The 21249-nt window shown below is 52.9% G+C and carries 17 protein-coding genes; 9 read left to right on the forward strand and 8 right to left on the reverse strand.

All coding sequences use genetic code 11. From position 1 onward, the window contains the following. Window positions 1-9 precede the first annotated feature (9 nt). From WCT94_RS11215 to WCT94_RS11240, 6 genes are all read left to right on the forward strand, one after another. A complete protein-coding gene (locus tag WCT94_RS11215) occupies window positions 10-489 on the forward strand; it encodes a hypothetical protein (RefSeq protein WP_336869624.1) in 480 nt (159 codons plus the stop codon). 8 nt (window positions 490-497) lie between these two features. Further along, window positions 498-1190: an ABC transporter ATP-binding protein gene (locus tag WCT94_RS11220; protein WP_336869625.1), complete on the forward strand. Its 693-nt coding sequence runs from the start codon at window positions 498-500 to the stop codon at window positions 1188-1190. Continuing rightward, window positions 1187-2590 (forward strand): FtsX-like permease family protein, encoded by a 1404-nt coding sequence (locus WCT94_RS11225; RefSeq protein WP_336869626.1) that lies wholly within the window; start codon window positions 1187-1189, stop codon window positions 2588-2590. Before WCT94_RS11220 ends, WCT94_RS11225 begins: the two co-directional genes overlap by 4 nt. Before the next feature lie 305 nt (window positions 2591-2895). Next, window positions 2896-3693: an SUMF1/EgtB/PvdO family nonheme iron enzyme gene (locus WCT94_RS11230; protein ID WP_336869627.1), complete on the forward strand. Its 798-nt coding sequence runs from the start codon at window positions 2896-2898 to the stop codon at window positions 3691-3693. Further along, window positions 3683-4216 (forward strand): carbapenem self-resistance protein CarG family protein, encoded by a 534-nt coding sequence (locus tag WCT94_RS11235; protein ID WP_336869628.1) that lies wholly within the window; start codon window positions 3683-3685, stop codon window positions 4214-4216. Before WCT94_RS11230 ends, WCT94_RS11235 begins: the two co-directional genes overlap by 11 nt. Continuing rightward, the gene (locus tag WCT94_RS11240; RefSeq protein WP_336869629.1) at window positions 4213-4767 is read left to right on the forward strand and encodes a carbapenem biosynthesis protein CpmH; all 555 of its coding nucleotides are present in this window, start codon (window positions 4213-4215) and stop codon (window positions 4765-4767) included. Before WCT94_RS11235 ends, WCT94_RS11240 begins: the two co-directional genes overlap by 4 nt. Before the next feature lie 93 nt (window positions 4768-4860). On the opposite strand, the gene WCT94_RS11245 is transcribed toward WCT94_RS11240, so the two are convergent. From WCT94_RS11245 to WCT94_RS11265, 5 genes are all read right to left on the reverse strand, one after another. After that, a complete protein-coding gene (locus WCT94_RS11245; RefSeq protein ID WP_336869630.1) occupies window positions 4861-5910 on the reverse strand; it encodes an asparaginase in 1050 nt (349 codons plus the stop codon). A 298-nt stretch (window positions 5911-6208) separates the two neighbouring features. Continuing rightward, window positions 6209-7045: a 5-dehydro-4-deoxy-D-glucuronate isomerase gene (gene kduI, locus WCT94_RS11250; protein ID WP_336869631.1), complete on the reverse strand. Its 837-nt coding sequence runs from the start codon at window positions 7043-7045 to the stop codon at window positions 6209-6211. A 12-nt stretch (window positions 7046-7057) separates the two neighbouring features. Beyond that, window positions 7058-8014, reverse strand: coding sequence for a 2-keto-3-deoxygluconate transporter (gene kdgT / locus WCT94_RS11255; protein ID WP_205540426.1), 957 nt, complete (start codon window positions 8012-8014; stop codon window positions 7058-7060). 668 nt (window positions 8015-8682) lie between these two features. After that, window positions 8683-9471 (reverse strand): IclR family transcriptional regulator, encoded by a 789-nt coding sequence (locus WCT94_RS11260; RefSeq protein WP_336869632.1) that lies wholly within the window; start codon window positions 9469-9471, stop codon window positions 8683-8685. A 228-nt stretch (window positions 9472-9699) separates the two neighbouring features. Continuing rightward, window positions 9700-12033 (reverse strand): Tex family protein, encoded by a 2334-nt coding sequence (locus WCT94_RS11265; protein WP_336869633.1) that lies wholly within the window; start codon window positions 12031-12033, stop codon window positions 9700-9702. 367 nt (window positions 12034-12400) lie between these two features. Between WCT94_RS11265 and WCT94_RS11270 the strand changes: the two genes are divergently transcribed. Then, entirely contained in the window at window positions 12401-13684 is a 1284-nt protein-coding gene (locus WCT94_RS11270) for a citrate synthase (RefSeq protein ID WP_336869634.1), read from the forward strand. Between the two features lie 92 nt (window positions 13685-13776). Here the strand turns inward: WCT94_RS11270 and WCT94_RS11275 are convergent, their stop codons facing one another. Continuing rightward, window positions 13777-15444 (reverse strand): methyl-accepting chemotaxis protein, encoded by a 1668-nt coding sequence (locus WCT94_RS11275; RefSeq protein WP_336869635.1) that lies wholly within the window; start codon window positions 15442-15444, stop codon window positions 13777-13779. 294 nt (window positions 15445-15738) lie between these two features. Further along, window positions 15739-17454, reverse strand: a complete 1716-nt coding sequence (locus WCT94_RS11280) for a lysophospholipid acyltransferase family protein (RefSeq protein WP_336869636.1) — start codon at window positions 17452-17454, stop codon at window positions 15739-15741. Between the two features lie 173 nt (window positions 17455-17627). On the opposite strand from WCT94_RS11280, the gene greB reads away from it, so the two are divergent. After that, window positions 17628-18107 (forward strand): transcription elongation factor GreB, encoded by a 480-nt coding sequence (gene greB / locus WCT94_RS11285; RefSeq protein ID WP_336869637.1) that lies wholly within the window; start codon window positions 17628-17630, stop codon window positions 18105-18107. Window positions 18108-18192: 85 nt separating this feature from the next. Here greB and WCT94_RS11290 read toward each other — a convergent pair whose 3' ends face one another. Beyond that, window positions 18193-19074 carry an HpcH/HpaI aldolase/citrate lyase family protein gene (locus WCT94_RS11290; RefSeq protein ID WP_336869638.1) on the reverse strand — a complete coding sequence of 294 codons (882 nt, stop codon included), beginning with the start codon at window positions 19072-19074 and terminating at the stop codon, window positions 18193-18195. Between the two features lie 250 nt (window positions 19075-19324). Here WCT94_RS11290 and WCT94_RS11295 point away from each other — a divergent pair, with 250 nt between their 5' ends. Further along, entirely contained in the window at window positions 19325-21226 is a 1902-nt protein-coding gene (locus WCT94_RS11295; RefSeq protein ID WP_336869639.1) for an IucA/IucC family protein, read from the forward strand. Window positions 21227-21249 lie beyond the last annotated feature (23 nt).

Consider the following 21249-nt stretch of genomic DNA (forward strand, 5'->3'; position numbering starts at 1 on the left):
TACGACGCTATGAATAATGCGAAATGCAGCAAAGCGGGGGCAACCCCGCTTTTATTCTCCTGGCTGCGCGCGGTGCTGGTGCTCCTCCTCCTCGGCGGTATTGCCCCGGTGAAAGCCGCGCAGTCTGAACTTTCCTTCGATAAGCTGTACGCCTCTTACGGTGTGCTGGGTCTGGAATTCTCCAATGAAGTCAAAGCGCTCTCCGGTAAACGGATAAAGATGCGCGGCTTTATGGCACCGCCGCTCAAGGCGGAGTCACAATTCTTTGTCTTAACCAAAATGCCGATGGCGTTGTGCCCCTTCTGTTCGTCTGATGCGGACTGGCCTGAAGATATCGTCGTCGTCTATCTCGCCAAGCGTCAGACCTTCGTACAGAACAACACCATGATTGAGGTGGAAGGTGTGCTGGAGCATGGATCGTGGACCGATCCTGAAACGGGTTTTGTCAGCCTGCTGCGACTGCGTGAAGCCACGTTCGATACCCTTTAGGAGCGCTGATGGCGGAGTTATTGATTCAACACCTAAGTGTGACCTTCCCCGATACATCCGAGGCCGTGCTGGATATTCCCGCGCTGTCGATTCGTTCTGGCGAACGGGTCGCGGTGATGGGGCCTTCCGGTTCCGGTAAGACCACGCTGGTGAATGCTATTACCGGGATGGACCACAGCGGAACGGGCTGTGTGCAGTGGGAAAAGCAGGATATCTGGCAGATGAATGAAGCGGAACGCGACCGCTGGCGGGCGCAGCATATCGGGCTGGTGATGCAGGATTTCCACCTTTTTCCCGGCCTGAATGCGCTGGAAAACGTCTTGTTGCCCGCACAGTTTCATCACTGGCGGATACCCGCGTCGCTCAGGCTGCGGGCAGCGGATTTGCTGGCACAGGTGGGGCTGAATACCGCGAAACGTCCGATTGAAGTGCTATCACGCGGCGAGAAGCAGCGGGTTGCCGTCGCGAGAGCGTTGCTCAGCCAGCCCGACATTATCGTTGCCGATGAACCAACAGCCAGCCTGGACGCGCACAGCGGCGAGCAGATTGCCGATCTGCTGGTGACGCTGGCGCGTGAGAGTCGCGCCACGCTTATCGCGATTACGCACGATGCACGTTTGGCTTCGCAGATGTCGCGCTGTATTCAACTGGAAAAAGGACGCCTCGTGGCGGACACGCCGTATCAGGAGGATCGTACATGATTCCATGGCGTCTTATTTGGGTCGACTGGCGTCGGCTCTGGCCGGGTGTGCTGGTCGTGGTATTACTGATCGCGATGGCGACAGCGTTAAGTATTTCGGTGAGTTTGCAGGAAAGAGCGCTGCGCATGGGCAGTGCCAAAGCCGCAGATCGTTTCGATCTGGTAATTGGTGCGCCGGGGAGCGAAACCCAACTGGTACTGTCATCCGTGTTCCTGCAACCGTCCGCGCTGACGTTGATTCCTGCGCAGGTGCTGACCGATCTGGAAAAGAACCCGCTGGTTGCCTGGGCGGCCCCGGTCGCGTTTGGTGATTTCTATCAGGGGATGCCGATTGTCGGTACCACGCCACCGCTGGTGACGGATAACGGTAAGCGACCGCTCACCGCTGGACGCGTGTTCAACGACGGCTTTGAGGCCGTAGTCGGGGCGCAAACGGGGCTGACGGTGGGGAGTACATTTAGCCCGATTCATGGTCAGGTGGGCACGGAAGGGGCGCACGCGCACGATGACGTCATCTACACCGTGGTCGGCGTGTTACCTGCTGACGGCAGCGCGTGGGATAAAGCGATTCTGGTGTCGGTGAACGCGGTATGGCGGGTACATGGCATCCACCCACCGCATGGTGCGGACGATGCGCACCACGATGACCACGACCATGACGGTCAGGGTACTCATGAGCACGAAGGTGAACATGATGACCATGCCCATGATGAAACTGCGCAGGCGGACGGCGAACATCACAACGAAGCCCATCCTACGGAAGGTGCAGCAAGTGATGATCATCATACTGATGCCGCTCAACCGGTAACGGCTTCACATGCCGACGAGCATGGCGAGGAAGAAGCACACGGGCACGTACATCAGGCGGGGTTGCCCGCTATCGTGGTGAAACCGAAAACAATCGCGGGGGCCTATCAGCTGCGTTCGCTGTATCGCAGCAACACGACGCTGGCGGTGTTCCCCGGCGAAGTGCTGGTGAAGCTCTACTCGATGCTGGGTGATATTCGTGAACTGCTGACCTATATCTCGCTGGGGACGCAGGGACTGGTGGGCGTTGCGGTGGCGATGGTGGCGGTTATCCACCTGCGGCAGCGGCAGAAACAGATCGGCGCACTCCGCGCCTTTGGCGCACCGCGCTACGGCATTTTCACGCTGATTTGGAGCGGGCTGATGTCACTGGTGAGCGTCGGTGTACTGCTGGGCGTCGGCCTGGGCTACCTTGCTGCCCGCGCGATTGCGGTGGTCATGAGCGAAAAAAGCGGTTTTGTCCTGCCGGTGACGCTGGAATGGGAAGACATCCACTTCGTCCTGCTCCTGTTGCTGGTCGCTGCTGTTTTCCTGACGATTCCGGCGATGCTGTCCTACCGTCAATCTCCTGCTACAGCGCTGCGTGGGGAGTAAACCGCTACGCTAGCTGTATTCGCATCGGACGCGTTGTTTTGGCGTCCGGTGCTGTTTTTCCTATCTTGTTTTCTCCTATCAACAACACGTCACTTTGACGCCGACGGCGATGAAACGTGTCGCTAGCACAAACTTCCGCCAGAGGCATATACTTCTGCAATAAATCGTCAGACGACCTAATCTCTTTAGTTCACGCAACATGGATAGTTATGTTTAAGCACTGTTTTATCTTTTTAGGGTTGTGTTTAGCACTACCGTTTACCTCCGCCAATAGCACACCTCTTCCTGTTACTGATGTTAAGGCCATGGGCATAAGCGAAGTCGTCGTCAACGGTGGCCATTTCTATGTTGGATCGGTCTTCGGCTCGGAAGACTATGCCGCCCATGCCAACACCTCTGTCGCCTCTTTTGCCATGACGAAAACGGAAATTACCTATCAGCAATATCATACTTTGCTGGAGTGGGCGGACGCGCACGGTTATCAGCTAAGCGGTGGTTGTAATGGTGCTAGCTTCGAAGATTGTCTGCGGCCTGAACAGGACGGTGGCCTTCATCCAGTCACCAATGTGTCGTGGTGGGATGCGCTGATTTTCGCTAATGCATTGAGTGAACAGGAACGGCTACCGCCTTACTATCTGACAGCCGACGGCGACACGCTGAAGCGCGCACTGGATGATGGCAGCGAAAAAGCGATACGTGAGAACCCGCAGGCTTCGGGTTACCGTTTGCCAACGTTGGCGGAATGGCAAATTGCGGCCAGAGGGGGGAGCAAAGGGCTCACTCGAGGGACGTATGGACAACGTTATGCAGGTAGCGATCAGCCGGAGCGTGTGGCGCAGTTTCCCTCTGACTCATCTTCATTCGGCACGGTACCAGTGGCGTCGAAGCATCCCAACGCGCTGGGGATTTACGACATGAGCGGTAATGTGTCCGAATGGCTGGATGCGTCTTATGCGGTGGAGGGCGGCAAAACCATGTACTACTTTTGCGGTGGGAGTTATCTCGAACAGACGCACAGTCTGGCAGGTTGCGATCTGCATACGCCCGGCTTTTTCATGCCAGATATTGGTTTTCGATTAGTAAGGACACTGGATGCGAAATAACTTTGTTGGGGGGCTACTGCTCTGCGCGATCAGTGGCGCGGCTGCCGCATTCTCTACTGTGACGTTGAAAGACGGCATCAACCGCATCGATCTCAATCAGGACGGCGGAGAAGATTATGTTGTCGTGGCTCAGTTTGATAACAATACGTCCCACCCTAATCTTGGTATGACCTTTTTTGTCCAGCGTCCGGATGGTGGGCATAGCATCATGCCAGTAGCTAACAGCGACACCTTTACCTGGTTTGACTATCGTTTGTCCGCTACGGCAGATTTCCTAGTGCAAGATAATCGCTTGTTTCTGTCAGGAAAACGTTATTTTTTGGTCACAGCCAGTAAACAGGGTGAGAACATCTTTGATCTCACAAAAGTCATGTTAACGATTCATGATTTTAAAGCCTCGCAGGACGATCCTGGAGTACCGCTTTATGAATGGTCGGTGCGTAAGCAGGCTATCACGCAGCAGTCTTATCAATCAGCCGATGAGGCTTACAAGGAAGTGGATGAGACAATGCTGACAAAATGAAAATATCGGTATTGATTGCATTGGGGTTATTGGCCTCTTTCTCTGCATGGGCGCAGAGCAATGAGCATGGCTACCAGCAACGCGTACAAGCGTTTTTTGATGCTGAGCCACCGCTGTGTTTAGGCGAGAAACAGTGGCCGGTTCATAGCCCTAAGGATGATACCCCTTGGAACCGTGGACGCTTACACGCGCTGGTGGAAGCGGGGTTGGTACTCGCGACGCCGGAAGGAACAGGCAAGGCCTATCGGTTATCGCCTGTCGGTGAGAAAAATTGGCGTCAATATGGCGACCTGTGTTACGGCCGCATGCAGGTGAGTCGCATTGAGAAAATCGATCGTGTAAATCAGGAATTGACGGTGGTGTATTTCACTTACCATCTGACACCATTGGAAAATTGGGCTCACAATCGTTCGTTACGTTTTGCCTTCAGCGAGTTGGATAATCTCGTCGGTGGAATGGAAACCACGCGCTATTCCGCCACGATTCGTGAGACGTTAGGCGGGGCTGCTAAATTGCAGGATTATCCCGTGCCGGTAGATCTGGATTACTAACTCGATCCTGGTGAAAATAATTCGTTGTTTTGAAAAGGTATCCCGACAGATTCACACTGCGGGATACCTCATTCTTACAGCCTAACCCCGTGATTATTGCTCGAAATAGCTGCGGATTTTCTCGATGTCGTCGCCGTTAGACAACGCCAGAGAGAGCAGAATGCGGGCTTTCTGCGGGTTGTAGAATCCACTGCCGATAGCACCGTCTTTCTTCTTATCCGTTACATAGCCGTTGCCAGTGCGTGTGCTGATCACCACCGGAATACCTTTGGCTACCGCTTTCTTGATGTCTTCTTTGATACGTGTCGGCGTAGAACCGTTACCGCTACCCGCGATAATGATCCCTTTTGCGCCCTGTTCAATCGCGGCATTCAGCAGGCCGCTGTCTTGATCCTGATAGCTGTACAGAATGTCGACTTTCGCCAGCGTTTCCTTATTGCTTACGTCAAAGAACGGTTTGTTTTCGGGGGCGGCTGGCTGGTAGAAGAAGCGCGGAACGCCGCCGTAGAAGGCACCGAGATAGCCTTGTTCATTGGCTTTGAACGTGTCCAGCGACGTGGCGTTGGTTTTAGTGGTATAGAAGGCGGAGCCGATGCGATCGTTCAGCAGCACCATCGCGCCGCGTTTTTCCGCGTTCTTGCTGGTCGCCAGCGTGACGGCTTCCAGCAGGTTCATGGAACCGTCCGCACTGATGGCGGTGGCGGGACGCATCGCGCCAACGATAACCACCGGTTTCTCGCTTTTTACCGTCATATCCAAAAAGAACGCTGTCTCTTCCAACGTATCGGTGCCGTGAGTGATGACGACGCCGTGCGTGTTTGCATCGCTTAACTGTTTGTTAATCGCTTTGGATAGCTTCAACAGAATAGCCTGATCGATATTTCCGCTGGCGGTGTTGGCGATCTGTTCGCCTGTCACCGTCGCGACATCGCCAATGGCTGGCACCGCATTCAGCAGTTCTTGAATGCCGATCGCGCCCGCCTGATAACCTGTTGTGGCCGTATTGGATTCTGCTTTTCCGGCGATGGTCCCCCCCGTCGCGTATATCGTGACGCCAGGTTTGACGTCATCGGCCAGCAGCGCATGAGACGACAACATCAGGCAAGCGGCGGTGATGGTGCGAGCGATGAATGAAAGTTGCATTGGCAGATCCTTGTTTTTGTCATGGGAGAGCAAGAACAAAAGCAACTTCTATACCAATGCTTATTCATCTATTACCCTGCTAATTAATCACGGAGAGTCTTTACTTTGGTGCACAGCGTGGGGCGCTGGCGGCTATATTGCACTGCAATGGTGAGCACGGTGGTAGTGAGTGGGATGAGAGGAAAACCTGTGCCGATAATCTTGAATGACGTCATTCAACGTCTTACCGACTCGGTATAAAAAACAGGGTGAACGTGGTCCACCCTGTTGCGTTTTGTTCTCGTGATGCCAGAGAGAATTAACGTAAATCCAGCATCGCGATATGGTCCATATCGTCAAACGTCAGGTTTTCGCCGATCATGCCCCAGATAAAGGCGTAGTTTTTCGTGCCGACGCCGGTGTGAATCGACCAACTGGGGGAGATCACCGCCTGTTCGTTATGCAGTACCAGATGGCGCGTTTCATGCGGCTCACCCATCATATGGAAAATAATGGTGTCTTCTGCCATGTCAAAATAGAAGTACACTTCCATTCTGCGTTCATGGGTGTGTGTCGGCATGGAATTCCAGTTGCTGCCTTCCGCCAGACGCGTTAAGCCCATGCTCAGCTGACAGGTTTCCAGCACTTCCGGTACCAGATACTTGCAAATCGTCCGCTTGTTGCAGGTTTTGACGTCTCCCAACGGTGCTTTGATTGCATCATCCTGCGTAATGATGCGTGTCGGGTAAACGGCATGCGCCGGGGCGCTGTTATAATACAGTTTTGCCGGTTTGGCTTTGTCCAGGCTGCTGAATGCCAAGGCTTTGGCGCCTTTTCCGACATAGAGCGCTTCCTCATGACCAACCTGATAGCTTGTGCCGTCGATAACAATTTTTGCCGGGCCGCCAATATTGATCAGCCCCAGCTCGCGCCGCTCAAGAAAATAGTTCACGCCAAATTGCTTACCGATGCCGTCATCAAACGTGATCTCGCCATCCACTGGCATGATTCCGCCCACCACAATACGGTCGATATGGCTGTAAGTCATGGTGTACTGATTTGGCGTAAATATCTGCTCAATCAGAAATTTCTTTCTCAGCTCAGTGGTATCAAGCGTTTTCGCATGTTCACTGTGTACACTTTGTCGTACGTCCATTTTGTTACCTTTTTATGCGTGTTTAGGTGAAAAGCGTTTTGCCCATAATGCCGTGATGATGGGCACCAATACTGACGTCACGATGACGCTGGTGGCGACTAACGCTGTCGCCTGTTGAGCGACCGGTGCGAATTCCGGCGCCATATTCGCGATGAGCAAAGGCGTGGCGACGGCGGCCCCCGCGCTGCTGGATGCGGCCACGCCTGCGGTACCATTACCGCCGCCGATAAATTTATCGGCGATAATCAATGGAATACCGGTGACAACAATCACCAATACGCCGAGGAAGATACCTGCGAAGCCCGTTTGGAGGATCACCGCTAAATTAATGGTATTACCCAACGCAAAGGCGAAGAAAGGAATCAGAGTTTGTACTGAGTTACCGAACAGTTTTCTCAGATCCGGGTCCAGGTTACCCAGCGTAAAGCCAATCAGGAAAGGCAGGACTGCACCGACAAATAGCTGAGGCTCAAAGGTCGCGATACCGCTGGCCCCCAGAATAACCATAGTCATTAACGGGCCGGATTCCAGAGACATCAGCACAAACGCGCCTGCCTCTTCTTTCGAGCCGTATTGGTTCATCAATGCGGCATACAAACCACCGTTTGTCATGTCCATTGCCGCGACCAGTGCCAGCACGGAGATCCCGGCCAGCAAGCCGTTTTGGATGCCGTCCCCCGGCAGGAACGTGCCTGCGATCATCGCGACAACCCAGGCGGTGGCAAGTTTGGTTATCACCAGAACGCCTGATTTTTTCAACATCGTTCCCGTCGCTTTAAGTTCAATGGACGCGCCCATGCAGAAAAACCAGACCGCCAGAATGGGGATCGTGCCGGTAATCAGACCGTTGCTGAAAGACCCTAGATATTTCCCCGCGCCTGGCGTAAAGGTATTACAGAGTGCGCCCAAAAAGAGCGGCACCAGCATTAATCCCCCAGGGATTTTATCAATAGCTTGTTTGATTTTCATAAAAGACCTCATTTAAAAATAAAAAGATATTCAGCCCGCTTTCAGTGAAAGCAGAGAGATGATTGATATAAAGTAATAAATAGAGGTAAATAAAACCTAAGCGGTTATTACCCGATTCGATTAACTAGTGAAGATGGCTACCCTTATTATTAAATTGATAATGAATACTCTTCGTTGTCTTGATGTTTATGGTCTTAGCCATTTTTCAGGTATAGATGGCCTTCCCGTAATGCGTAATTCGCGCTTACGGGTTTTTATGTCGTGACGATGACTGAATGACGTTCAAGACGTCACTCATTAAAATTGACTATACCCGTCATACTTCAAGTTGCATGTGCGTTGGCTGCGTTCAAATACTCGGCCCGTCGTGGGCCTCGCCCTGAAGGGCCGCTGCAAGCAGCGTTCAAATCTGCTCCCGGCAGATTTGTCACCCGAATCACTTACCTGAGTAAGCTCATCGGGATGAGGGAGAGACATCCTGTCTCTCACCGGAGGCCAGCCGTTGGCTGGTCAAATTCGTTCCCGACGAATTTGTCCTTCTCTTGCCGCGTTATTCGGCCTAGGCCTCACCCCTTCGGGGCCAGCGCAAGCGCTGTTCAAAAACGCTTTGCCGTTTTTGTCCTGAAACTCGAATTATTTAGGGTATATGGCTGTTTTCGAAAAATATATTATCTGATATCAATATTCCGGCTGTTAATATGAGCGGTAATTTCTTTGCTGGTTTTAATCAGGCTTGCCAGATGCTTCTCTTTTTTTCCATTCGCATATTGTGATTGCATACCGTTAACGCCGATGGCGGCGATGACTTCACCATTTTGGTTAAAAATCGGCGCGGCCATGCAGCAGATTTCTTCTATATCTTCGCCGTCATCTATGGCCCAGCCCTGCTCTTTGACGATTTTCAGGTGCTGTAGAAAATCAGTTTTATTGGTAATCGTCCGGGGTGTCAGATACTCGAAGGTACAATCGGCAATGAGCGATTCAAGTCTTTCCTGTGGCAACCAAGCTAATAACACTTTTCCCAGAGACATACGATTAAAAACAATTTTCTTACCTTCCCAGGATGTTTTTACAATAGCCTTGGGAGATTCCACTTTACTCAGAAAGAAACCGTTATCGCCGTCCAGAATACCGAGATGGCAGGTTAATTCCGTCTCTTTAACTAATTCATGCATAAAGTTAATGGTGTCTTTACGCAGATCGATATTCTTTATGACCAAACCGCCCAGCTCAAACAGTCTTAATCCCAAAACATAACGGCCGTCAGCACGCTGGCGCAGCAACTGTGTCACCACCAATACTTCTAACAGATGATGTACGCTGCTTTTCGGGATAGATAAATCAGTACAGATCTCAGTGAAGCTGGCTTCGTCGCGTTTGGCGATGTAGTCAAGCACCATCACTAAACGGACGGCTGCAGGCGCTTTACTGTGTTCGAGCTGTTGGAATATATTCATGGTTGTTCTATATATAAAACTATGGTTTCCTATATAGAACAATAATAACGCAACGGTAATTTATTTACCTAGATGCAGATCACAAAATAACCGCGAAACGGTTGAATATTTCAATATAAATAAAACGTAGTTTTATTAGGGAAACAAAACAGCGATATTTTGGCAGGAAATATTCCTGACCTTATTTTCACAAGGTCAGGAATGTCTTAAATAATAGAAGAACGAGGATTAACGCTTTTTAAAGGCGGCGGCTAACGCATCACCCATCGCGCTATTACCTGTAGCCGGTGTATTCGCTGGACGAGGACGTGATTTGCCTGTCGACTGACGCGGTGAGGCGTTGTTATCACCACGAGCGGTGCCACCGCCACGGCGTGATGACGTCTCACCCGGTTGCTCATCAAGGCGCATGGTCAGCGCGATGCGCTTGCGTTGCAGGTCCACTTCCATCACTTTCACTTTCACGATATCACCCGCTTTCACGACCTTGTGCGGGTCATCGACGAAATGATCGGCCAGTGACGAAATGTGTACCAACCCATCCTGATGAACGCCGATATCCACAAACGCGCCAAAGTTGGTGACGTTGGTGACCGCGCCTTCCAGAATCATACCCGGCAGCAGATCGTTTAAGGTTTCCACGCCCTCGGCGAAGCTGGCGGTTTTGAACTCAGGACGTGGATCGCGGCCCGGTTTCTCCAGCTCTTTGATGATGTCGGTTACCGTCGGTACGCCGAAACGCTCATCGGTGAAATCTGCCGGTTTCAGGTTACGCAGCGCGTTAGGGTTCCCCATCAGCGCCTGCAATGCCTGTTCGGTCGCTGCCAGAATGCGCTCCACGACTGGATAGGCTTCTGGGTGAACGGTAGAGGCATCCAGCGGATTATCGCCGTGGTTGATGCGCAGGAAGCCCGCACACTGCTCAAAGGCCTTTGGCCCCAGACGGCTGACTTTCAGCAGCTGTTCGCGGTTGTGGAAGCGACCGTTCTCATCACGCCAGGTCACAATATTTTGCGCCATCATGCGCGTCAGCCCTGCAACACGCGTCAGCAGCGCCACGGAGGCGGTGTTCAGGTCAACGCCGACGGCGTTTACGCAGTCTTCGACTACCGCATCCAGTTTCTTCGCCAGCAGGCTTTGGCTCACGTCATGCTGATACTGGCCCACGCCGATGGATTTCGGGTCGATTTTCACCAGCTCCGCCAGCGGATCCTGCAAACGACGGGCGATCGACACCGCGCCGCGCAGCGACACATCCAAATCGGGGAATTCCAGCGCAGCCAGCTCGGAGGCGGAATACACCGACGCACCGGCTTCGCTGACGATCACTTTCTGCGCGTTGATATCCGGGAACTGTTTCTGCGTGTCGAGGAAGAAACGCTCGGTTTCACGTGAGGCGGTACCGTTGCCAATCGCCACCAGCTCAACCTGATATTTGCGACACAGCGCGGCCACTGACGTCGCGGCTTTAGCCGCCTGGCCGGTGTGTGGATAAATGGTGTCGGTCGCGACCAGCTTGCCGGTGGCATCCACCACCGCGACTTTTACGCCAGTACGCAGGCCGGGATCGAGCCCCATCGTGGCGCGCATGCCCGCCGGCGCGGCCATCAGCAGGTCGTGCATGTTGCGGGCAAAGACGTTGATTGCTTCGTCTTCGGCTTTTTCACGCACGCTGCCCATCAGTTCGGTTTCAAGATGCAGCAGGACTTTAATGCGCCACGTCCAGCTAATCACGGCGCGCCGCCAGCTGTCTGCTGCCGCATTCCCCAAACGCAGGTTCAGGTGGTCGATAATAATCTGTTCGCAGTAGCTCTCACGCGGCGCTTCTTCGTGCTGTGGATCGGCGTTGAGCGCCAACTGCAACACGCCTTCATTGCGTCCACGGAACATGGCCAGTGCGCGGTGTGAAGGCACCTGAGCAATCGGTTCGTGATGATCGAAATAGTCACGGAACTTCGCGCCTTCTTCCTCTTTCCCTTCCACGACGCGGGAAACCAGATGCGCGTTTTTCCACAGGTAGTTACGCACTTTTGCCAGCAGCGTGGCATCTTCGGCAAAGCGTTCCATCAGGATGTAACGTGCGCCATCCAGTGCAGCTTTCACGTCCGCGACGCCTTTCTCGGCATCGACATAAGCCTGTGCCGTCAGCTCAGGATCCTGGCTTGGATCTTGCCACAGGCCGTCGGCCAGCGGTTCCAGACCGGCTTCAATCGCGATTTGTCCACGCGTGCGGCGCTTAGGTTTATACGGCAGATAGAGATCTTCCAGCTCGGTTTTGCTCAGCGTGCCGTTAATGGCAGTCGCGAGCTGTGGGGTTAATTTTCCCTGCTCATCGATGGATTTCAGAATAGTCTGGCGTCGATCTTCCAGTTCACGCAGGTAGCCGAGGCGCGTTTCGAGCTGGCGCAACTGGGTGTCATCCAACCCGCCGGTCACTTCTTTACGGTAACGGGCGATAAAAGGGACGGTATTTCCTTCGTCCAGCAGACGGACTGCGGCGTCCACCTGCTCCGTACGCGCCTGCAATTCGCTGGCGATGATGTGGCTTAATGAATCATTCATAGGTCTGATATCAGTCGTCATCACATTAGTGGAATAAAAAGTAGTGGAGTAAATAAGTCGTGGGTGAAACCAGTGAGGACAGTTATACGGATTGAGCGTGCAAAATGCCAGCCGCTGCCGTCTGGAAAACGCGGATGATCTCGCGTTGTTCAGTGCAACAAAATTTACCTAAATCAATATTCCGTCAGATTCTTGCAATCCACGCACAATTTTAGCGTATGACATACGTTGGCTTGTTTCACGGTGAATTGAGTGCCGTTTCGTATTGAGCGTCGCGTTAATCAGGGTGTGTAGCACGGAATGACCTATCCAGAAGCCCGTGAGAGCGAACGAGAACAACATCATTATTCGGGCAGGAGAAAGGTTCATGACAGTCAGAACGTCCACGTTGACGGCAGAAGGGCAGGCGAGTATCGCGCTGGAAATGCGTTCCGGCGTGCTGGGGAAAGCGGCGGTGGATATTCGCCCGCTTGGTGAAAATGGGCTGTGTAGCTATGATCCCGGTTTTGCCAATACGGCAGGGTGTGAGTCGGCGATTACCTATATTGATGCGGTAAATAGTGTGCTGCTGCATCGGGGCTTCCCTGTCGAACAGCTTGCTGAGCAGTGTGACTTTACCGAAGTCTGTTACATCCTGCTGCATGGCGAAGCGCCTTCGGCGGAGGCGTATGCGAAATTTGCCGACAACATTACCCGCCATACGCTGGTGCATGAGCAAATTACCCGGATGTTCAGCGGTTTTCGTCGCGATTCCCATCCGATGGCGCTGATGTGCGCGGTGGTAGGCGCGCTGGCTGCGTTCTATCACGATGTATTGGATATCCATAATGCGGAGCATCGCGAGCTGGCGGCGGTGCGGCTGCTGTCGAAAATGCCGACGCTGGCGGCGATGTGCTACAAATATTCCATCGAACAGCCGTCTGTTTATCCCCGCAATTCACTCTCCTATACCGGCAACTTCCTGCACATGCTGTTTTCAATTCCGGCGGAGAAATATGAGGTGAATCCGGTGCTGGAACGGGCGATGAACCGTATCCTGATTCTGCATGCCGATCATGGTCAATGCCCGTCAACGATGGCGGTGAGGGCGTCTGGTTCTTCCGGCGCGAACCCGTTTGCCTGCATTGCGGCCGGGTTGGCATCAATGTGGGGGCCGTTGCACGGCGGAGCGAACGAAGCCTGCATGCGCATGCTGGAAGAGATCAAAACGGTCGATCGCGTCCCTGAATTCGTACGACGTGCGAAAGATCGCTGTGATTCATTCCGCCTGATGGGGTTTGGTAACTCGGTCTACCAGCATTTCGATCCCCGCGCGGCGATTCTGCGTAAAACCTGTTACGAAGTGCTCAATGAACTGGGTACGGAAGACAGCCTGTTGCAGGTGGCGATGGAACTGGAGCATATCGCCATGACCGATGCGTATTTTCTGGAGAATAGACTTTATCCGAGCGTCGATTTCTATACGTCGGTCATTCTGAAAGCGATGGGGCTACCGCCGTCCATGTTTACGGTGATTTCCACCGTCGGCAGGACGATTGGTTGGATTGCGCATTGGGATGAGATGCACAAGCAGGAAGAAATTAGCATCTACCGTCCGCGCCAAATTTATACCGGGCAGCCGCGCCGTGATTACGTTTCCAAAAAAGACTGATATTTCCAAAAAGTTTCCAATTAGAGCAGTAGTGTGACGATCACCATGATGCCTATGTTGTGGCATCATGGTGATGGCTGACAGGGATAAGCCTAGAATTTTTCCCAGTTATCCTGTGTGTTGCCGACTGGCGCGAGGGCTAAACGAGCCGGTTGCGCCTTCTTCTCCATCGGTGCCGGACGGACTGCCGGCGTGCCGCGCAGGTGGAAATGGTTCATGAGCGTAACCAGGTGGGATGACTGCTCGCGCAGGCTGGTTGCCGCATTGGCGGACTCTTCCACCAGCGTCGCGTTCTGCTGGGTAACCTGATCGAGCTGGTTCACCGCATCATGAATTTGCGAAATACCGGATTCCTGTTCCTGCGTGGTTGTCCCGATCTCGCTGATTAAATCTGCCACGCTGCGTGCTTGACGCACCAGTTCATCAATGGTGCTGCCGGTGTCTTCAACCAGATGGTTGCCCGCTTCCACTTTTTCGACGCTGGTGTTGATCAGCACCGCGATTTCTTTGGCGGCGGAGGCGGAACGCTGCGCCAGTGAACGCACTTCTCCCGCCACCACGGCGAAGCCGCGGCCTTGTTCACCTGCGCGTGCGGCTTCGACTGCCGCATTCAGCGCCAGAATGTTGGTCTGAAAAGCGATGCCGTCAATGACGCTGATGATGTCGCGGATTTTGTGTGAGCTGTCGGAGATCTCTTTCATGGTAATCACCATATCGCCGATCGCCTCGCCGCCCTTGGTTGCCGTTTCGCTGGCCTGGCTGGCAAGCTGAGTGGCGCTACGCACGGTATGCGCATTCTGACGAATCGCCTGACTCATCTGCTCCATTGAGGCGGCCGTTTGCTGCAGGCTGGCCGCCTGCTCTTCCGTACGCTGGCTCAGGTTTTCGCTGCCAGCGGCGATTTGGCTGGAGCCGGAAGCGATGGCTTCGCTGCTCTGCCGCACCTGTTCGACGATATCGCCCAGATTATTACTCATGTGGCGCATCGTGGCTAACAGACTGCTGTGGTCATCCGGCTTGATGTGGATATCAACGGCCAGGTCGCCATCGGCCACCTGCCGGGCAACGTGGGTCGCGTAGAGTGGTTCACCACCCAGCTGATTTTTCAGCGTGCGGGTAATCAGCCAGGCCACGACCGCGGCCATCGCGGCGGCGGCAAGGGCGAGGATCAGCATAATAACGCTGCCGGACTGTGCGCCATACTGTGCGTTGCTGACAATTTCGTTGGTATCCTGCTGCTGTGAGGCCATCATCGCGTCCAGCACTTTGAACAGCGCATTTTGTGCCGTCTGCATCTCATTGAGAATAATGGCATTACCCTGTAGACGCAGTTGTGGATCGGTGGATTGCACCAGTTCCATGGCTTTCAAAAAAGCCGCAAGGTACGGCGGACGGGTATCCTGAAACTGTTTCAGCAGCGCGCTGGTGCCTTCGGTATCCAGCTGTTGCCCCAGTTTTTTCAGATTGGCGGTGTTGCGGGCGATTTGCTCATCAACGAACTGCTTTTCCTGCCTGATTTGCTCAGGGTCGGTGCTGATTGCAATGTTGCGGATCAGGCGAGCATTGGCGTCAAAACCGGCTTTCACTTCCTGAATCAATAGCATATTCGCTAGCGTAGTGCCGGAAAGCCGGTTGATATCGTTACCCAGCCCAACCAGTTGGAGTCGTCCGAAGAATGCCACCATCAGGCTGATGATGATAACCAGAGAAAATCCCATACCCAGCATCTTGCCGAGTTTGATTCTGTTCAGCATATTCATAAACATCCTTAATTTTTTGACATGCTATGAAGGCATAACGGAGGGGGCTTGCTATCGTAATCGATGCAAGTAATGACAAGGAATTATAGCTATGTTTCGCATTTTCGGGATACATCGGTAACTCCCGCGCTCAAAAACATATCGATAAGAATATCTTTAATATCGGCAAGAAAAGCGTTCAGTTGATCACGTAAATTACGGTAAGCGGGATTTCGTATGAAATGTGTGATCTGAGAGACAAAATACGGGGGAAGTGTGGTGCGTTAGCCCGTTATAAGCTAACGCACCGGTCAATCAAGAAGCATTGTCGCTGACAAATGGAGCGATATAGCGCTGATAGCGTGATTCTTTCAGCTGTTGCAGGTCGACCAGCACCAGACCGTCGATGCAGTTATTGAAATCGGGGTCGATGCCGAAGTCGATAAACCGCACGCCTCCCGGTTCACACAGCTCTGAATATTGCTTGTAGAGCGTGGGGATAGCGCAGCCCATGTTACTGAGCATGCTTTTCAGCCGCGTGAGATCCTGTTGGTAGTCCGTTCCTTCAAACTGTTTCAGCACATCAGGCAGCGAGGCCGGATACGGGCGACGCGACGTAGCCAGCGGCTGATCGGGCGTGAAGTGCAGGCGATAAAACGCAACCAGTAAATCGCGTGCATGAGGCGGCAAGGTGCCGGAAAGTGACACCGGACCGAACAGGTAGCGGTGTTCCGGATAGCGCGCCAGATAGGCACCAATGCCCAGCCAGAGATAATCCAGCCCGCGTTTACCCCAATATTTGGGCTGAATGAAACTGCGCCCCAGTTCAATGCCCGACGCCAGTATCGGATCCATTTCGTCACCGTACTGGAACAGGCTGTGGCTATAGAGACCGCTTTTCCCTTTTTCGGCGATCAGGCTTGCCGTCGAGACAAAGCGATAGGCTCCGACAATCTCCAGTTCGCGATCGTCCCACAGGATCAGGTGCAGGTAGTCATCATCGTAGCTGTCCAGATCGCGGCGTTGTCCGGAGCCTTCGCCCACGGCCCGGAAGGCGATTTCGCGCAGGCGTCCGAGTTCGCGCAATAGCGGCACGTAATCTTCCTCACCGCGACGGTAGAGATAGACAATTTTGCCATCCGGCGTGGTGCCCAGCGTTTCACACTCTGACAGTGCGCGCTTCAGCAGCACGCGGTCTTCGGCTAGCGCAATGGGTTTTTCACCGGCAAAACAGCCGGGCTTTCCTTGTCCCAGACGATAAACATGACGTCGGAAACGGGCCGCCAGATCGTTAGCGTTCCACTCGCCCTGACTCCAGGACGCGTAGGGAATTCTGGCACCGATGCGTAGCTTGAGGGTTTGGTCACGCTGCCCAAACATTTCTCTCACCAGCAAGAGGGTGGACAGCGGGCGATAAACCATGGATGAGAGATAGAACAGCGCGCTGTTGCGTCCGCCGATATGAATCGGGACCACGGGCGCACGGGCTTTGCTCGCCATGCGGATAAAACCATTATGCCAGTGGCCGTCGCGAATACCTTGCAGGCTGGCGCGTGAAACTTCACCCGCCGGGAAGACGATGATCGCGCCGTCACCTTCCAGATGCTGCTGGATGGCGTTGACCTGCTGGCGTTTGGTGCGGTTATTGAAGTTATCGACGGAAAAAAACAGATTTTTGAGCGGGGCGACATAAGAGAGTAGCTGGCTGGCGACGATGCGGACATCGGGCCTGACGCTGGCGACGGTGCGCAGTAGCGCCAAACCGTCCAGTGAGCCAATCGGGTGGTTGGCAACCAGCACCACCGGCCCCTGGCTGGGGATATTTTCTAAATCCCCTTCGACCATTTCACAATTGAAGTTGAAGTAGTCAAGAATCTGTTCGACCAGATCTAATCCTTTCAAATGCGGGTAACGCCGCGCAAATTGCTGCATTTCATTTTCAAATAGCAGAGAACGCAAAACCGTTTTCTGCCAGGGTGGCGTATGGCGATGCGGGGCAAGATCTTGCAGAATGGCGTCTAAGCTAAACATAAATCGTTCTCCGTAGCTCTCCGTGGCTAAAAGTACGGGATAGAAATGACATATTTATGTCTGTTGATAGATTATTAGCCAAAACTGTAAATCTGTGTAATGAACGCGTGATTTGTGCACGTGGGAATATCGAAGAATGTTGTACGCACTAAGAGCCTAACGGGGTTAATGACTTGAAAACCAACCTGATTACCCGCGAGGGGTATGACAAACTGCGGGCAGAGCATGATCATCTCTGGAATGTAAAACGCCCGGAAATTACGAAAATTGTCTCCTGGGCAGCCAGCCTGGGGGATCGCTCAGAAAATGCAGACTACACCTATAACAAGCGTTTATTGCGCCAGATCGACAGGCGTGTGCGCTACCTGAGAAAATGCCTGACGGAATTGAAAATCGTTGATTATTCGCCGCAGCAGGATGGCAGCGTATTCTTTGGTGCCTGGGTAGAGATCGAGAATGAGCAAGGTGATGTGAAGCGTTTTCGGATTGTCGGCCCGGATGAGATCTACGGCGACAATAAAGACTATATTTCGATCGATTCCCCGATGGCGCGCGCCATGCTGAAAAAAGCGGTTGATGAGGAATTCACCGTGAATACGCCAGACGGCCCGCGTGAGTGGTTCGTTAATTCCATTGATTACGTTAAGTCATAATCGACCCGGTAGCGGCACGTAGGGGAACGCGCGGCAAGCTGTGCAGGCGCATTGCCCCCCTTCGTGTCCTAGTGGCGCCAGAGGTTTAGTCATCTACATTTTGCGCTCGCAATAGCTGTCTGGCCTGCTCAATGACGGGTAAATCCACCATTTCGCCGTTTATCTGGAAAGCGTAGCTGTGTTCGGCCGCTTTCAGCACCTGTTTTGCCCAGTCAATTTTACTGCGATCTGTCGCGAACGCCTGCTGAACGGCATCGATCTGCGAAGGATGAATGCAGAGTTTGGCGGAGAAGCCGAGCGAGCGCGCATGTAATGCGTCGGCTAACACCCGGTCATAATGTGTGAAGTCAGGATTGACGCAATCTATTGGCGGGGGCAAATCGGCCAGTCTCGAAGCCACGACAATACGGCTTCTGGCATACAGCAAGGCATGCAGGGATTGATCGCAATGAATATCAAGTGAGAAATCCAGTGAGCCAAATGCGACTCTTTCTACCCCTGCTGCACAAATTTCTTCTGCATTATGCAACCCGCGCGCGGTTTCAATAATCGCAATAATATTCACGTTTTCCAATCTATTACGATTTATCATTTCCCGTGCGTCATTCAGCATTTCTGCGGATTCTATTTTAGGTAAAACAATTTCCCATGTGACTATTTTATGTTTGGGTGGCACATTATTTCTTAATTTCTCTTTATTGTTGAGTTTATTCAGAAACTCGATGTCTTCACTGAATTCCATTGAACCAAATTTGTTTAAACGTATATATCTTTTGCAATTTATTTCAGAGACGGGAGTATCGTTTTTATCCCACTGGATAATATTTTCTCTGGCCTGATTTTTCTCATCAGGATGAACAGCATCTTCTAAATCAAATATCACGGCATCGGCCCCGCAGCTGACGGCATGTTGAAAGCGGTGGGGCGCATTACCCGGCACAAAGAGATAGGTTTTAGCGTGTTCCATGCTGCTCTCCTTTTATTAATTAATTGATTTAAAGATATTTTATTAAAATGTAACTAATTAATTGCGAATAAGAATGATACCTATTTACATTGACGTTAGTGGTATGCTAGCTTTCCGTTCATTATTTTTCAATCCATCTATCACGACATTTTTATTAAGTTTCGGGATGTGTTAACCCGAGCTTTAATGACACCCTTTTATACGTTACTGCAATCAATTTTTACTTGTTTTATCGGTATGAGGAGTGGTTATGAATATCAAGGCTGACGACGTTAAACACAGGGATATACATCGGAATGCAGATGATTTTCTCTCTGATTACTCAAATAAAAATGCGTTAAGGCGATTGATTCGCTGCTTTTTCGCAGAAGGGATTTTGAATAAAAATGACCTGAGTTTTATTAAGGTTAATACCAGGGAGGCAACGCTAATTTTGCAGGGTGGTAAAGGTATATTGAAATTTGATGATATTTCCTCATCACCGGCAAACACGTATATTAATAATGGAAATATTTATCTCATTCATTCCGATGGGACGTCTTTTCCCGTTACCAGCCACGAGCGATTGATTGATTTACTTCGCGACAGTTTCGATTTTCATCCTGAAGAAAGCGGCATCAGTGGCCTGAAAAAAGACGTCGGTAACAGCATTCGTAATGATACCAACGCCCGCCGCTATCGGTGCCAGTGGCGCACTGAGGTGGCTGATGCCATGCAGCGGGACGGGCAGAACCATTTCACGCCGTGGCTGCGTCGGCAGCTCAGCATTCGCGATGCTGCCATGTTTCTCGATCAGTGGGGTTCGCTGGAAGGCCACCCTTACTACCCGACCTGGAAATCCCGTCCGGGGCTGAGTGACGAAGACGTCCAACAGCTATCACCCGAATTCAATGCCCGCGTGCCGCTGCGTATTACCGCGCTGCGCCGCGATATGGCATATGTGGAATGTATGCCACACGTCGATGATTTTCATGCGTGGTTTGCTCAGGCGTTCCCCGCGCTCTGGCAGGACTGGAAGCAGCGCCTGAACCAACAAGGGCTGGATGAAACACAGTGGCTCCCGCTGCCTATTCACAGTTGGCATCTGGAAAACTGGGTGAAATCCCACTACGCGGATGAGATCGCCGAAGGCATTCTGCTTACCGACGGCCCCGATCTCATCACCTTGCCGGGGATGTCGTTCCGCACGGTTTTGCCCATTGAACCGCCTGCTTCTCCTTTCATCAAACTGCCTGTCGCCATCTGGATGACCAGCGAAATGCGCAGCCTACAGGCGAAATCGATCCACATGGGGCCACGTATCAGCACCATTATCGAAGCGATTCTGGCGCAGGAAGGCGGATTTGAGCAGCGGCTGGAATTTTTCCGCGAAGAGGCGGCGTTCCACTACAAGCACGCGGTGCATCAGGATGACGCACCGGGCAAGCATCTCTCCGTCGTGTTCCGTGATGCGCACGCCTATGAACGTGCTGACGGCGCGCTGCCCGTGACCGTCGCCACGCTGTTTACGGCGCTGCCTCACCGCGACCAGCCGTTGTTCACCGAGCTGGTGACGCTGTCCGGGCTTGGCCCCGAGGCGTGGTTCCGCCAATACGTCCGCGCCGTGACCCGGCCCGTCATCGCTATCTATCTGCTGTACGGCATCGGGCTGGAAGCGCATCAGCAGAACAGCCAGATCCTCTTTTCACCGGAAGGCGTCGCGCAGGGATTATTAATCCGTGATTTCGGCGACGGGCGCACCTACGTACCGCTGCTGCGTCAGCGCGGCTATCACCTGCAACCTTACGTTTGGCCCGGCATTCTGCCCACGGTGTTTGAAGGCGATATCGAGCCAGTGCGGATGTTTGTCGTCGATGCCTGCTTTGTCAGCCACCTGCATGAACTGGCGCTGGCGCTCAGCGCGGAATACGGCTTTGCCGATGCCCGGCTGTGGCAGGTGATGAAAGAAGAAACCGCCGCGGCGTTTGACGCGGTGAAATCGCGTGTTGATGGCGCGCTGTGGCAGACCGAACGCGACATGTTTTTGACCCAGCCCTGGTATACGCGTTCGTTGCTGCGCATGCATATCCAGGAATACCGCGACTACCGGATTCAGCACGGTCTGAGCAATCCCTTCCTCACTGAGGAAGAAGACACCCGCATCGGATCGTGATGTATGGCGATGCTCCCGCCTCA

Source organism: Pectobacterium sp. 1950-15 (assembly GCF_037136835.1).
Lineage (GTDB): Bacteria > Pseudomonadota > Gammaproteobacteria > Enterobacterales > Enterobacteriaceae > Pectobacterium.

What these genes read in the sequence shown, in the direction of transcription:
- WCT94_RS11230 (WP_336869627.1), top strand. Translation starts at nt 2,896, where the DNA reads ATGGGCATAAGCGAAGTCGTCGTCAACGGTGGCCATTTCTATGTTGGA.
- WCT94_RS11270 (WP_336869634.1), top strand. Translation starts at nt 12,401, where the DNA reads ATGACAGTCAGAACGTCCACGTTGACGGCAGAAGGGCAGGCGAGTATC.
- WCT94_RS11260 (WP_336869632.1), bottom strand. Translation starts at nt 9,471, where the DNA reads ATGAATATATTCCAACAGCTCGAACACAGTAAAGCGCCTGCAGCCGTC.
- WCT94_RS11235 (WP_336869628.1), top strand. Translation starts at nt 3,683, where the DNA reads ATGCGAAATAACTTTGTTGGGGGGCTACTGCTCTGCGCGATCAGTGGC.
- kduI (WP_336869631.1), bottom strand. Translation starts at nt 7,045, where the DNA reads ATGGACGTACGACAAAGTGTACACAGTGAACATGCGAAAACGCTTGAT.
- WCT94_RS11275 (WP_336869635.1), bottom strand. Translation starts at nt 15,444, where the DNA reads ATGAATATGCTGAACAGAATCAAACTCGGCAAGATGCTGGGTATGGGA.
- WCT94_RS11290 (WP_336869638.1), bottom strand. Translation starts at nt 19,074, where the DNA reads ATGGAACACGCTAAAACCTATCTCTTTGTGCCGGGTAATGCGCCCCAC.
- WCT94_RS11225 (WP_336869626.1), top strand. Translation starts at nt 1,187, where the DNA reads ATGATTCCATGGCGTCTTATTTGGGTCGACTGGCGTCGGCTCTGGCCG.
- WCT94_RS11280 (WP_336869636.1), bottom strand. Translation starts at nt 17,454, where the DNA reads ATGTTTAGCTTAGACGCCATTCTGCAAGATCTTGCCCCGCATCGCCAT.
- WCT94_RS11240 (WP_336869629.1), top strand. Translation starts at nt 4,213, where the DNA reads ATGAAAATATCGGTATTGATTGCATTGGGGTTATTGGCCTCTTTCTCT.
- WCT94_RS11295 (WP_336869639.1), top strand. Translation starts at nt 19,325, where the DNA reads ATGAATATCAAGGCTGACGACGTTAAACACAGGGATATACATCGGAAT.
- WCT94_RS11220 (WP_336869625.1), top strand. Translation starts at nt 498, where the DNA reads ATGGCGGAGTTATTGATTCAACACCTAAGTGTGACCTTCCCCGATACA.
- WCT94_RS11215 (WP_336869624.1), top strand. Translation starts at nt 10, where the DNA reads ATGAATAATGCGAAATGCAGCAAAGCGGGGGCAACCCCGCTTTTATTC.
- kdgT (WP_205540426.1), bottom strand. Translation starts at nt 8,014, where the DNA reads ATGAAAATCAAACAAGCTATTGATAAAATCCCTGGGGGATTAATGCTG.
- WCT94_RS11265 (WP_336869633.1), bottom strand. Translation starts at nt 12,033, where the DNA reads ATGAATGATTCATTAAGCCACATCATCGCCAGCGAATTGCAGGCGCGT.
- WCT94_RS11245 (WP_336869630.1), bottom strand. Translation starts at nt 5,910, where the DNA reads ATGCAACTTTCATTCATCGCTCGCACCATCACCGCCGCTTGCCTGATG.